Source organism: Streptomyces sp. NPDC059247 (genome assembly GCF_042754005.1).
GTDB lineage: Bacteria > Actinomycetota > Actinomycetes > Streptomycetales > Streptomycetaceae > Streptomyces.
The window spans coordinates 98348-111854 of record NZ_JBHYZW010000009.1; the positions used below are offsets into that span (position 1 = coordinate 98348).

The 13507-nt window shown below is 73.5% G+C and carries 10 protein-coding genes; 4 read left to right on the top strand and 6 right to left on the bottom strand.

Annotated features, from left to right (window positions below; genetic code table 11):
* Positions 1–18 precede the first annotated feature (18 nt).
* The gene (locus tag ACFXGN_RS18405) at positions 19–1611 is read right to left on the bottom strand and encodes a ferric reductase-like transmembrane domain-containing protein (RefSeq protein ID WP_384860015.1); all 1593 of its coding nucleotides are present in this window, start codon (positions 1609–1611) and stop codon (positions 19–21) included.
* A 474-nt stretch (positions 1612–2085) separates the two neighbouring features.
* Here ACFXGN_RS18405 and ACFXGN_RS18410 point away from each other — a divergent pair, with 474 nt between their 5' ends.
* The 3 genes from ACFXGN_RS18410 (at position 2086) to ACFXGN_RS18420 (ending at position 5131) form a co-directional block, all read left to right on the top strand.
* A complete protein-coding gene (locus ACFXGN_RS18410) occupies positions 2086–2670 on the top strand; it encodes a TetR/AcrR family transcriptional regulator (protein ID WP_384860017.1) in 585 nt (194 codons plus the stop codon).
* Positions 2671–2769: 99 nt separating this feature from the next.
* On the top strand, positions 2770–4263 hold the full coding sequence (locus tag ACFXGN_RS18415; RefSeq protein ID WP_384860019.1) for an MFS transporter: 1494 nt from the start codon (positions 2770–2772) through the stop codon (positions 4261–4263).
* A gap of 103 nt (positions 4264–4366) precedes the next feature.
* Positions 4367–5131 (top strand): SDR family NAD(P)-dependent oxidoreductase, encoded by a 765-nt coding sequence (locus ACFXGN_RS18420; protein ID WP_384860022.1) that lies wholly within the window; start codon positions 4367–4369, stop codon positions 5129–5131.
* Positions 5132–5142: 11 nt separating this feature from the next.
* On the opposite strand, the gene ACFXGN_RS18425 is transcribed toward ACFXGN_RS18420, so the two are convergent.
* From ACFXGN_RS18425 to ACFXGN_RS18435, 3 genes are all read right to left on the bottom strand, one after another.
* Entirely contained in the window at positions 5143–5556 is a 414-nt protein-coding gene (locus ACFXGN_RS18425; RefSeq protein ID WP_384860025.1) for a VOC family protein, read from the bottom strand.
* A 110-nt stretch (positions 5557–5666) separates the two neighbouring features.
* Positions 5667–6128, bottom strand: a complete 462-nt coding sequence (locus ACFXGN_RS18430; RefSeq protein WP_384860028.1) for a group III truncated hemoglobin — start codon at positions 6126–6128, stop codon at positions 5667–5669.
* A gap of 216 nt (positions 6129–6344) precedes the next feature.
* Positions 6345–7436: a hypothetical protein gene (locus ACFXGN_RS18435; protein ID WP_384860031.1), complete on the bottom strand. Its 1092-nt coding sequence runs from the start codon at positions 7434–7436 to the stop codon at positions 6345–6347.
* Between the two features lie 219 nt (positions 7437–7655).
* Between ACFXGN_RS18435 and ACFXGN_RS18440 the strand changes: the two genes are divergently transcribed.
* Complete coding sequence (locus tag ACFXGN_RS18440; protein ID WP_384860034.1) at positions 7656–8813, top strand: alkaline phosphatase PhoX; 1158 nt, start codon at positions 7656–7658, stop codon at positions 8811–8813.
* A gap of 59 nt (positions 8814–8872) precedes the next feature.
* Here ACFXGN_RS18440 and ACFXGN_RS18445 read toward each other — a convergent pair whose 3' ends face one another.
* Both ACFXGN_RS18445 and ppdK read right to left on the bottom strand, forming a co-directional pair.
* Positions 8873–9886, bottom strand: coding sequence for an ArsR/SmtB family transcription factor (locus ACFXGN_RS18445; protein WP_384860037.1), 1014 nt, complete (start codon positions 9884–9886; stop codon positions 8873–8875).
* Between the two features lie 732 nt (positions 9887–10618).
* Entirely contained in the window at positions 10619–13330 is a 2712-nt protein-coding gene (ppdK, locus tag ACFXGN_RS18450) for a pyruvate, phosphate dikinase (RefSeq protein WP_384860040.1), read from the bottom strand.
* Between the last annotated feature and the right edge of the window lie 177 nt (positions 13331–13507).

Below are 13507 nucleotides of genomic sequence, written 5' to 3' on the forward strand. Positions count from 1 at the left end.
TCCGGTCCGCTCGTCTCGCTAGGCATGGTCGAAGTCCTCGCTGTGGATGCGGGAGGCCGGTACTCCGGCCCGGATCAGGTTGGCGGTGGCGGCCCGTGCCATCGCGGGCGGCCCGCACAGATAGACGTCGTGGACGGCGAGGTCCGGCACCAGTTCGCGCAGGGCGCGCGGGGCGAGCGGGTCGAAGGAGGCGTCCGAGGGGCCGAGGAGGAAGTGCAGCGCGGCCCGGCGTTCGCGGGCGATGCCCTCCAGTTCGGCGCGCAGGACGAGCCCGGCGGCGTCGGACGCCCGGTAGAGGAGGGTGACGTCGCCGGGCCCGCCGGGCAGCGTCTCGAAGAGGGCCCGCAGCGGGGTGATGCCGACGCCCCCGGCGAGCAGCAGGACCTTGCGGCGGGTGCGGCGGTGGGCGGTGAGCGCGCCGAACGGGCCCGAGGCCAGGACCCGGGTGCCGGGGCGCAGCCGCCGGATGCGCCGGGTGTGGTCGCCGAGCGCCTTGACCGTGATCCGCAGGGTGTCGTCGCGGACCGGCGCGGAGAGGGAGAAGGGCAGCGCGGTCGCCCAGAGGCCGCGCCGCAGGAACCGCCAGCGGAAGAACTGGCCGGGTTCGGCGCGGAGCCGGGCCACTCCCCTGCCCCGGACGAGGACGGAGACGACCCCGGGCCCCTCGTCGCGGACCTCGACGACCCGCAGGTCGTGGCGGAGGGCGGCGCGGACGGGGACGACGAGCCGGTACCAGACGAGGAGGACGGCGACCGTGCCGTGGGCCATCGACCAGAGCCAGCGGGTGAGGAGGCTGCCCGCGAGGTCGGGCCCGGCGAGCTGGTGCACGAAGCCGAGGGCGGCGGCGAGCAGACCGCCGAGGTGGACGGCCCGCCAGGTCTCGTGCCGGACCCGGCGGCGGACTGCCCGCGCGGAGGTGACGCCCACGGCGACGAAGAGGGCGGTACCGGCGGTGGCGGCGGCGAGCGCCGGGTACGACAGGAGGTGCCCGGTGGCGATGACCAGGTCGGTACGGGTGTGGGCGGCGTAACCGCAGAGGGCGAGGAGCGCGTGCGCGCCGATGAGCCCGAGGACGTACCGGCCGCCGAGGGCGTGCCAGCGGGCGAGCCGGTCGGCGCCGACGCCGTGCTCGACGGCCGGGACCCGGGCCATGAGCAGCAGCATGACGAGGACGCCGTATCCGGCGAGGAGGCCGGTGAGGTGGGCCCCGGTGGCGAAGAGGGCGTCGAGCCGGGCGGACGGCCGGGCCTGGACGCCCCACAGCAGGGTGACCGCCCCGGCACCGGCGAGGATGCCGGTCCGCAGCCGGTCGGGGGCGAGTCGGAGCGGGGGGACGTCGGGGTGGGGGTGGGGGGCGGGGGCGTGGACGCCCGGGGTGGGGTGGACGCGGCCGGTGGGGTGGGGCGTGGCTGTGGGGTGAGTGTGACTGGTGTGGTGAGTGTGGTGCGTGGGGTGGAGCGGGGCAGTGGGACGGGTGTGGCCCGCAGGTCGGGGCGGGCCGGAAGGCGCGGGCGGGGCGGCGGGCGGGGCCGGGACCGGTGGGGCGGCGGGCGAGGGCGGGGCGGCGGGCAGGGACACGTACAGGGGGTGGGGGCTGGACTCGGGGGTCACATCCGGCACCCTAGGTCCGCCTCCGGACGCGAATCCGCTGCTCGGGCCCGTCCGCCTGATCCTTAAGGCAGGCTTGAGCCGAGGCTGACCACGGGTTAACCCCGGGTGGCGGAGCCACCGCCGGACGGGACACGGGACCGGCGGCCGGAGGGCGGTGCCGGATACGGAAGTGCCCGACAGGGCCCGGCGGACGGGCGGAGGTGCCGGATCACGGAAGTGCCGGACAAGGCCCGCCGGACGGGCGGACGGGCGGACAGACGGAGGTGCCGGACAAGGCCCGCCGGACGCCGGATTCCCCCATTCCCCCCGTCCTCTGTGCGGACAGGGGATCGTCGTGAGCGGACGCCCGGCCGACCCGCGAGCACCCGGCGGCCCGGCCCGTACGCGTCCCCCGGCCCAGCCAGGGCCGCCTCCTTGACCGATCGTTCCGGAAATAGCTTGACCGCTCGTTCCAGAAAGCCGTACGGTCCTCTCGTGGCCAGGACCAAGGAATTCGATCCCGACGCCGCGCTCCAGGCAGCGCTCGACCTGTTCTGGGCGCGCGGCTACGAGGCGACGGCGATGTCGGACCTCGTGGAGCACCTCGGCATCGGCCGGGCCAGCCTCTACGCGACCTTCGGCAACAAGCACGAGCTGTATCTGAAGGCGATGGACCGCTACCTGGAGACCCGCGACCCGGACCTCATCGAGGAACTGTCCGCGCAGGGTCCGGCACTGCCCGCCGTCCGCGCGCTCGTCCGCCGTTTCGCCGCCGAGGCGTCGACCGAGGGGCAGCGCCTGAACGGCTGTTTCGTCACCAACTCGGCGGCGGAGCTGGGGCCGCACGACACGAAGGTGGCGCGCCGGGTCGAGCTGAGCTGGGAGCAGATCGAGACGCTCCTGCACGCGTCGCTCGCACGGGCGCGCGCCGGGGGCGAACTCCCGGCCGACCGCGACCCACGGGCGCTCGCCCGGATGCTGCTCGTCCTGATGCAGGGCATCCGGGTGGTCGGCAAGGTGTCGAGCGACCCGGCCCGGGTCCGCGACGCGACGGAGCAGGCACTGACCCTGCTGGACTGAACGACCAGGAGAAGGCGCCCACGGGGGAGGCGCCTTTTCTTCGGCACTCATACTGGAACGTACGGTCAAATATAACGGGGGGGGGTGGCCATGTCGTCGATGACGGCGAGAAGCACCGACGAGGGCACGGAGGGGTGCGGGACGGAGGGCGGGAGCACGGACGGGGGCGCGAGTACGGGGCGGGGCGCGGGTACGGCCCCGGGCGCGACGGCAGCCGGAGACACGGGCGCGAGGCACCACAGTACCCACGCCACCAGCACCACCAGCGTCCGCCGCGCCCGCGCCGCGTTCCTGCTGCTCGGAGCCGTGCAGATGACGCTCGTCTTCACCCTCGCCTCGCTCGCCGTACCCCTCCCCCGCATCGGCGTCGAACTACGGCTCGACCGGCCCCAGTTGATCCTGCTGAGCGCCGCTTACGGGCTGACCTTCGCGGGGCTGCTGCTCCTCGGCGGACGGCTCGCCGACCGGTTCGGCGGACGGCGGACGCTCACCGTCGGGCTGCTGCTCTTCGGCGCCGCCTCGGCCCTCGCCCCCCTCACCCAGGGGTACGGGGCCCTGCTCGCGGCCCGGTTCGGGCAGGGCGTCGGCGCCGCGCTGGTCGCCCCGGCGGCGATGGCCGTGCTCCGGGACCTGTTCCCGGCGCCGGGCGCGTACGGCAGGGCGATGGGCACCTGGGGCGGGCTCTCCGTGCTGGGCGCGACCGCCGGGAACCTGCTCTCCGGAGTGATCGCGGCGGTCTCCTCCTGGCGCGGCACCTTCGCGGTGCCGGTCGCGGTGGCCGTCGCCGCCCTGCTCCTCGCGCCCCGGCTGCTGCCGCCCGCGCCGCGCGCCGGTACGGCCGGGCGGCGCTCCCTCGACCTGCCCGGCGCGCTGCTCGCGACCGGCGGCATCGTCCTCGCCAGTTATGGACTGGTCCTCACCGACGCCCACCCGTGGACGTCCGCCCCGGTCCTGGTCCCGCTGCTCGCCGGAGTCGCCCTGCTCGCCGCCTTCGGGGCGGTGGAGCGGCGGACGGCCGATCCGCTCCTGCCGCCGGACTTCCTGCGCGACCGGCGCCGCGCCCTGGGTCTGGCGGCGATCGGGCTCACCGCGGCGGGCACGGCCACCGTCTTCGTCCTGCTGTCCCTCGCGCTCCAGCGGGAACGCGGCTGGGACGAACTGCGCACCTCCGCCGCCTTCGTGCCCTTCGCCGTCGCGCTGCTGGGCGCGGGCCGGCTGACGGGCCCGCTGATCGCACGGTACGGCCCCGGCCGGGTGACCTCGGCGGGCCTCGGGACGGCGGCCGTCGGCCTGGGACTGCTGGCGGCGACCGGCTTCGGGACCTCGGTCCCGTACGCGTACGGGCTGCTGCCGGGGCTCGTCCTGCTGCCGCTCGGCGGCGCCCTGTCCTTCTCCGGCGCCGCCGTCCTCGCCACCGAGGGCGTCCCGGCACACCGTGCGGGACTGGCCGGAGGCGTACTGAACACGGCGATGGAACTCGGTCCGACCGTCGTCTTCGCCGTACTGCTCACCCTCGGCGGCGACGCCGTGTCCCTGGCCGGGGCCGCCGTCCTCTTCACGGCCCTCGCGGTCGCCGCGACCCGCACGGAGTGACCTCACCCGCACCCCGCACCCCGCACCCCGCACCCCGCAGACCACAGACCACAGACCACAGACCACAGACCAAGCAGCAACCGTCACAGGGGAGTTGGCCCACATGTCCGCATCACGTTTCACCGGCCGCGTCGCGCTCGTCACCGGAGCCGGTTCCGGTCTCGGCCGGGCCGTCGCGCTCGCCTTCGCCGCCGAGGGCGCGAAGGTCGTCGTCGCGGGCCGCACCCCGGGCCCGCTGGAGGAGACGGTCGCGCTGATCGAGGCCGCCGGGGGCACCGCCTCGGCCGTCACCGCCGACGTGGCGTCCGCCGAGTCCGTACGGGAACTGGTCCGCGCCACGGTCCAGCGCTTCGGCGGGCTCGACGTGGCCGTGAACAACGCGGGAATCTTCCGGGGCGGACACAGCGCCGCCGACTTCCCGCTGGAGGACTGGCAGGAACTTCTCGACATCAACGTCACCGGGGTCCTGCACGCCCTCCAGGCCGAGGTGGCCCACATGCGGGCGCACGGCGGCGGGGCGATCGTGAACATCTCGTCGAACCTGGGCCCGCACGTGCGCGTCCCCGGGGTCTTCGGCTACCAGGTGTCGAAGGCGGCCGTGTCGGCCCTGACCAGGGCCGCCGCCCTGGACCACATCGCCGACGGGGTCCGCGTCAACGCGGTCAGCCCCGGCGCCTCCGAGTCGTCGATGTCGCTGCTGCCCGGGGAGACGGAGGCCGAGCGGGAGGTCCGGATGAAGCAGGACTCTCCCCTCGGCAGGATCTCCTCGGCCGCCGAGGTCGCGGCGGCCGTGCTGTACCTCGCGTCGGACGGGGCGGGTTCCGTCGTCGGCACGGATCTGGTGATCGACGGCGGCGTCTCCGCCTGACGCGCCGGGGCTCAGCCCTGGACGGCCGCCGGGTCCATCCAGAAGATCTCCCAGTGGTGGCCGTCCAGGTCGGTGAAGGAGCGGCCGTACATGAAGCCGTGGTCCAGCGGCTCCTTCGCCGGGGTGCCGCCCGCGGCCAGCGCCGCCTCGGCCAGCGCGTCGACCTCCTCACGGCTCTCGGCACTCACCGTGACCAGCACCTCCGTGGTCCGGGTCGCGTCGGCGAGCTCCTTGCCGGGGGCCATGAAGTCGCGGAACTTGGGCGCCTCCAGCAGCATCGCGAAGATCGTGTCGCTGATGACGACACACGCGGTGGACTCGTCGCTGAACTGCGGGTTGATCGTCCAGCCGAGCTTCTCGAAGAAGGTCCTGCTGGCGGCGACGTCCTCGACGGGCAGGTTCACGAAGATCATCTTCTGGGCCATGGCGTGCTCTCTTCCCTCGGTGCGTACGCGCGCTCGCTGTTCTCGCGCTTTCAAGAGGTAGGACGGGTGCGGCGCCCCGAACTCATCGCTCTCCCGAGATCTTTTTCCGCTCAGGAGGCGGTACGCAGCTCGAAAGCGGCCAAGGGGATGAATCCACCGGACGTACCGCCGGTCGCCGCCCCCGCCACCGCGTCGGGCCCGGCGAGCCGCCGCAGCAGCGCGAGGGCGATCCGCTCGCCCTGCGCCTTGGCCCGGTCGGCGAGCGGCCCGGCGTACAGTCCGTCGACGCTCGCCCGCCACAGTTGCGCCCAGCGGCCGAAGTGGGCGGCGGTCAGCGGCCGTGCGGAGTGCAGGGCCCCGTGCGGGGCGAAGGCGTCGCGCCGGTACGGGGCGCTCCGCAGCAGGGCCCGCTCCCAGAAGTCGGTGATGTGCGGCAGATGGGCCTCCAGGTCCGTCCCGGCGACCTCCGTGAAGAAGGGCCCGATGAGGGGGTCGGCGAAGGCGGCGGTGTAGAAGCGGCGCAGGAGCACGTCGAGATCGGCACGGTCGCGGATGTCCCGGGTGGCACGCATGGCCCCAGTCTCCCCGCCACCGGCCCGCCCGCCCAAGTGCCGAAGGTCCCCGGCACCGGCCGCCCGCGAGGGCCCGCCCGGCTCCCTCCCGGCCCCACCGCCGGTCCGGCCCCTCTCCGCCCGTAGTCCACCGCCGGTCCGGTCACCCGCCCGGCCCTCCGTCCCCGCCCGGCCGCCCGTCCCCGCTCAGCCGCCCGTGCGGCCCTCCGTCCCCGCTCAGCCGCCCGCCCGGTCGTTCCCGGCCGTCCACCGGCTGAGCGTCCCGCCGTCCGCCTCCGCGTCGTACGTGAGCCAGCTCCCGTCGCCGAGCGGGCGGACCGGGCTGTCGACGGGGCCGCCGGGGTACGTGACGGGGCCCCGTATCTCCAGGGTGCGGGCGTCGAGGAGCCAGTGCCGGGGGCCCGAGTCGTCCACGTCGTACTCGACGCCCGTGGAGACGACGACCGTGTCCGCGTCGACGAAGCCGGGCGCGTGGTCCCACGGCAGCTCGTCCGCGTCGCTCCCCTCCGCCGCCGGGAGCTGGTCGCGCGCGGCGAGGACCGTACCGTCCAGGGCGTGCAGCCGCAGGTCAGAGCCGTAGTGCTCGACGGTGAGGAAGCCCCCGTGCGCCGGGTGGACGTCGACGAGGATGCGGTCGAGGGCCCCGTCGAGGTCCCGCACGGTCGGCCGGGTGCCGTCCCAGCGCGCCCAGAACAGCAGGACGCCGTCCTGGCCCATGCCGACGCAGAGCCCCATGTGGACGCCGTCGGGGTGGGAGAAGTGCTGCGAACCGCTGGCCTCGCTGTCACCGAGCGGAATCCGGGCGAGCTCCCGGCCGTCCCGCGCGTCCAGGACCGACCAGACCTCCTGGTACTCCTCCCCCGGGGCCAGGACGTGCGCCCAGACGAACCGGCCGTCGTCGGAGACCCGGCAGGAGCCGTGCTCGTACCCCTGGCAGGGGCCCCGCCCGGCCGCCGGGTGCGGATGGCCGAGCGGGGACCCCCAGCAGGTGTGCCCGTACTCCCAGAGCGTCCCGCCGTCGGCGGTCACCGCCCGTACCGCCCGCTGTCCGGCGAACACGGCGAAGCTCCCGTCGGGGCTCACCGACGCCCCGCCCCGGGCGAAGTCCGGCCAGGGCAGCGGGAAGAGGGCGGCGGGCGCCTGCTCCCCGGCGAACAGGGCGTCCAGCTCGTGGACCTCCAGGTCGTCGCCGTGGAGCAGCAGGGCGCGGTGCGGACGCCCCGCCCGGTTCTCCCAGACGGAACCGTGGACCAGGGCCCGCCCCTCCGGCAGCCGGAGCGAGTCGAGCAGATGCGCGGAGATAGACATGATCCGAAGCTAACGGGTGCCACCGACAGTGGAGGGGCGCCCCGGAGGAGGAAGGCCCCTCCGATCGCGGCCGAAGGCGCCCCGCCCGGTGCGCGCCGTCTCCGCTTCATCGCTCGTTGACGTCCGGTCAACTCCGTACTCCTAGGTTCCGGAGACGCGCGACCCCGTCGCCCGACCGGCGCGGCGGGGCGGATCACCATCCTTTCTCGGGAGTGAGACGTGGAGCGACGCGGTTTCCTGCGTGGAGCGGTCATCGGCACCTCGGCCGCCGTCTTCGGCGGCAGTCTGTGGCACGGGGCGGCGTTCGCCGCCCCCGCGCAGCCGGGCGCGGGCCCCTACGGGGCGCTGGGCGCGGCCGACGCCAACGGCATCCTGCTGCCCGCCGGGTTCACCAGCCGGGTGATCGCCCGGTCCGGACAGCAGGTTCCCGGCACCTCGTACAGCTGGCACAGCGCCCCCGACGGCGGCGCCTGCTTCGTCGACGGCACCGGCTGGATCTACGTGTCGAACTCGGAGGTCAACCCGAGCGGCGGCGCGAGCGCGGTGCGCTTCGACGCGGCGGGCACGGTCACCGGCGCGTACCGCGTCCTCTCCGGCACCCGGCAGAACTGCGCGGGCGGCGCGACCCCGTGGAACACCTGGCTCTCCTGCGAGGAGGTGTCCCTCGGCTACGTCTACGAGTCGAACCCGTGGGGCGGCACCGCCCACCGCCGGGACGCGATGGGCCGGTTCAAGCACGAGGCCGCCGCCGCCGACCCGGTCCGCAAGGCGGTCTACCTGACCGAGGACGAGACCGACGGCTGCTTCTACCGCTTCCTCCCCACCACCTGGGGCGACCTGTCGGCGGGCACCCTCCAGGTCCTCAAGGCGTCCACGGCCACCTCGGGCGGCTTCACCTGGCAGAACGTGCCGGACCCGGACGGCTCCCCGACCACCACCCGCAACCAGGTCCCGGGCGCCAAGCGCTTCAACGGCGGCGAGGGCTGCCACTACGCGGACGACACCGTCTGGTTCACCACCAAGGGCGACAACCGGGTCTGGCAGGTGAACCTCGCCGCGGGCACCTACGAGCTGGCCTACGACGACTCGCTGGTCCCCGGCGGCGCCGCCCCGCTGACCGGCGTCGACAACATCACCGGCAGCGCCTCCGGGGACCTGTTCGTCGCCGAGGACGGCGGCAGCATGGAGATCTGCCTCATCACCCCGGACGACGTCGTCGCGCCGTTCCTGCGGATCAACGGCCAGTCCGGCTCGGAGATCACCGGCCCGGCCTTCTCCCCCGACGGCGGACGGCTGTACTTCTCCAGCCAGCGCGGCACCAGCGGCAGTTCCTCCGGCGGCATCACGTACGAGGTCAAGGGCCCCTTCCGCACCTGACCCGGGACGCCCCGGGCGGCCGTCGCGGCACCGCGCGCCCCGGGGCGCGGGTGCCCGCGTCACCGGCCCGTCCGGGCGTAGCACCGCCCGTCCGCCGACCGCTGGGCGCCGCCGAGGAGGGCGGCGCCCAGCGGTGTCAGGGTGTGCAGGACCGCGTTGCCGTTGCGCAGGGTCGCGATGAGCCCGGCTTCGCGCAGGACGCCCGCGTGCTGGCTCGCGGAGGCCAGTGACACCCCGGCCCTGCGGGCCAGCTCGCTGGTCGTGCCGCCGTCGCCGATGGCGTGCAGGACCACCGAGCGGGTCTGTCCGACCAGTTTGCCGAGCGAGGAGCCGCCGGGCGCGCGGACGGTCGGCGCCTCGCCGTGCGTGACCGGGTAGACGAGGACCGGCGGCAGCGCGGGATCGCGCAGCACGACGGGCGTCCCCCGGCAGAAGTACGAGGGCTGGAGCAGCAGCCCCCGCCCGTCCAGGTGGACGTCCCGGTCGACGGGGTAGTCGGCCTCCAGGACGGGTGCGCGCCAGCGCAGCATCGGGGGCAGCGAGTCGAGGAGTTCCTCGGCGCCGCCGTCCAGGAGGGCGCGGCCCCGGCGCGCCCGGTCGGCCTCGACGCTGGCGCGGATGTGCGGCCAGTACGGCTCGACGGCCGCCCGGTGATAGCTCCGCAGGGCCCCCACGAGCCGGTCGAAGGGCTGGGCGGCGCCGTCGGCGAGGGCCCGCAGCGAGTGGGGCACGGTCCGGCCGCCGGAGCGGTCGGCGGCGAGCAGGGCGAGTTCGTCGTGGAGCCGCAGGGGGTCGGTGGCCCGGATCGCCTGGAGTCCCTCTTCGAGCCCCTGGATGCCTTCCGCGGGTGTCAGGAAGTCGGGGAAATATCCGCGGCCGGGTACGAGCGCCGCGAGGATGCGGGTCTCACCGCCGAGCCGCATCCGTGTTTCGGAGCGCCATTCCCCGTAGACCACGGGGCCGCGCCGGTCCCGTAAACGATGAAAACTCAGAATCGTTTCCCACAGAACGTCCGGCCGGGCGGCCGTCCGCACCCCCGCCAAGTCGATTCCGGTGAAATGAATCCGCAGCATGACGTCCCCACCTGTGCACGATCAACCACCCCCGACAACGAGTATGCACAGCATCACAGCACGTTACCAGGGTGTTTCAGCCACAGTTGAAAAGCATCGCGGCGATCAGGGCGGAAACGAAAAGCTGTACGGGTCGGGCAGGAAACCTTCAGGACCGAGGTGACGGACCAAGACCGTGGGGGGCTTAGTCCGTCCGGCGGCGGTCGGCGAGGTTACGGCTCACCTGCCCGGCACCAGTAAAGGGCGCGGCCTCCGGGTGGGGATCCGGGGGTCGCGCCCGCCCCATTCTCCGTACCTCTTCACGCCTCTTCGCTTCTTTTCGGCCACACGCGAAGAAGTTCAACAACGAATAATTCAAACGGCCGAAATTGAACACCGACTCACGACCGCGCGAATGGCTTCCGTACGGCGTCCATACGGGATTCGTACGGCCCCGCCGCCGCCCCGCCGCCGCATCGCACCGCACGGCCTCCGGGACGGACGGCCGGGACTCGCGGCGGGACCGGCGGGACGGACGACGAGACCGGTGGGACGGACGACGGGACCGGTGGGACGGACGACGAGACCGGTGGGACGGACGACGGGACCGGTGGCGGGACGGACGACGGGACGGACACCTCCGCACAGAGGTGTCCGTCCCGTCTCTGGTTCCGGTGCCGCCGCCCGTCGGTGAGGGTGGAGGCGGCGGGGGCCGCACCGGAGGTCCCGCGGGGGCGCCGGGCCCCGGCCGGTTCAGCGGCTGTCGCTGCCCTTCGCCTCGGCCGCCGCGCGGCCGGCCTCGAGGCGGGCCACGGGGATGCGGAAGGGCGAGCAGGAGACGTAGTCGAGGCCGACCTCGTGGAAGAAGTGCACCGACTCCGGGTCGCCGCCGTGCTCGCCGCAGACGCCGAGCTTGATGTCGGGGCGGGTGGCGCGCCCGGCCTCGACGGCGCTGCGGACCAGGGCGCCGACGCCGTCCTTGTCGATGGTCTCGAAGGGGCTGACGCCGAAGATGCCCTTCTCCAGGTACGCGGTGAAGAAGGAGGCCTCCACGTCGTCGCGGGAGAAGCCCCACACCGTCTGGGTCAGGTCGTTGGTGCCGAAGGAGAAGAACTCGGCGGCCTCGGCGATCTGTCCGGCGGTCACGGCGGCGCGCGGCAGCTCGATCATGGTGCCGAGGGCGAGCTTCAGGTCGACGCCGGTGCGGGCCCGTACCTCGGCGATGACCTGCTCGGCCTCCTCGCGGACGATCTCCAGCTCCTGGACCGTGCCGACCAGCGGGATCATGATCTCGACGCGCGGGTCGCCCTTGGCGTCGACGCGCTGGGCGGTGGCCTCGGCGATGGCCCGGACCTGCATGGTGAACAGACCGGGGATGACCAGCCCGAGGCGGACGCCGCGCAGTCCCAGCATCGGGTTCTGCTCGTGCAGCCGGTGGACGGCCTGGAGCAGGCGCAGATCGTTCTCGTGCGGCTCCTTGCGGGACTCGGCGAGGGCGACGCGGACCGACAGCTCGGTGATGTCGGGCAGGAACTCGTGCAGCGGCGGGTCGAGCAGCCGGACCGTGACGGGCAGTCCGTCCATGGCCTCGAACAGCTCCACGAAGTCCGTCTTCTGGAGCGGGAGCAGGGCTTCGAGGGCCTCGTCGCGCTCGGCGTCCGTGTCGGCGAGGATCAGGCGCTCGACGTACTGGCGGCGCTCGCCGAGGAACATGTGCTCGGTGCGGCAGAGGCCGATGCCCTGGGCGCCGAAGCGGCGGGCGCGGTTGGCGTCCTCGGCGTTGTCGGCGTTGGCCCGGACCCGCAGGCGGCGGACGCGGTCGGCGTAGGCCATGATCCGGTGGACGGCCTGGACGAGTTCGTCGGCGTCGTCGGCCCCGGCGTGCATCCGGCCCTCGAAGTACTCGACGACCGGGGACGGCACGACGGGCACCTCGCCGAGGTAGACCTTGCCGGTGGAGCCGTCGATGGAGACGACGTCGCCCTCCTCGACGACCTGGCCGTCGGCCGTGGTCATCCGGCGGCGCTTGGTGTCGACCTCCAGCTCCTCGGCGCCGCAGACACAGGTCTTGCCCATGCCCCGGGCGACGACGGCGGCGTGCGAGGTCTTGCCGCCGCGCGAGGTCAGGATGCCCTCGGCGGCGATCATGCCGTCCAGGTCGTCCGGGTTGGTCTCGCGGCGGATCAGGATGACCTTCTCGCCGGAGCGGGACCACTTGACGGCGGTGTACGAGTCGAAGACGGCCTTGCCGACGGCGGCGCCCGGGGAGGCGGCGATGCCGCGCCCGATCTGGTCGACCTTGGCGGCCTCGTCGAACTTGGGGAACATCAGCTGGGCGAGCTGGGCGCCGTTGACCCGCTGGAGCGCCTCGGCCTCGTCGATGAGGCCCTGGTCCACGAGCTGGGTGGCGATGCGGAAGGCGGCGCCCGCGGTGCGCTTGCCGACCCGGGTCTGGAGCATCCAGAGGTGGCCGCGCTCGATGGTGAACTCGATGTCGCAGAGATCCTTGTAGTGGGTCTCCAGCGTGTTCATGATCTCCATGAGCTGGTCGTACGACGCCTTGTCGATCGACTCCAGGTCGGCCAGCGGCACGGTGTTGCGGATGCCCGCGACGACGTCCTCGCCCTGCGCGTTCTGGAGGTAGTCGCCGTAGACGCCCTCGTGGCCGGAGGCGGGGTCGCGGGTGAAGGCGACGCCGGTGCCGGAGTCGGGGCCGAGGTTGCCGAAGACCATCGAGCAGATGTTGACGGCGGTGCCGAGGTCGCCGGGGATGCGCTCCTGGCGGCGGTACAGCTTGGCGCGGTCGGTGTTCCAGGAGTTGAAGACGGCCTGGATGGCGAGGTCCATCTGCTCGCGCGGGTCCTGGGGGAAGTCGCGGCCGGTCCCGGTCTTCACGATCTTCTTGAAGTGCTCGACGACCCGCTGGAGGTCGGCGGCGCCGAGGTCGGTGTCGCTGGCGACCCCCTTGACGGCCTTGGCCTCGTCGAGGGCCTCCTCGAACAGCTCGCCGTCGACGCCGAGGACGGTCTTGCCGAACATCTGGATGAGACGGCGGTACGAGTCCCAGGCGAAGCGCTCGTTGCCCGCCTGGCGGGCGAGTCCGGCGACGGACTCGTCGGAGAGGCCGATGTTGAGGACGGTGTCCATCATGCCCGGCATGGAGAACTTGGCGCCGGAGCGGACGGAGACCAGGAGCGGGTCGTCCGCCTGGCCCAGCCGCTTGCCCATCCGCCGCTCCAGGGCGTCGAGGTGCGCGCTCACCTCGTCGCGCAGCGCGGCCGGTTCCGCGCCGCTCTCGAGGTAGACCTTGCACGCCTCGGTGGTGATCGTGAACCCGGGAGGGACCGGCAGACCGAGGTTGGTCATCTCGGCCAGGTTCGCGCCCTTGCCACCGAGCAGGTCCTTCAGGTCCCTGTTGCCCTCGGTGAAGTCGTACACGAACTTCTGATCATTGTTTTCCGACACGGGTCCCGACTCCTCGATGACTCGGTTGGCTGCCCTGACGGCGAGGAACATACCCAGATCGAAGGCTTCTGGGGAGGTACGCCTAGCGGTCACGTGGCCTTAACCACCCGTCCGCCAGCACTTCGAAAGTAACCGACCGGTAGCTTCCGCTTTCAGGCCCCGAAGGCGGCATGACTC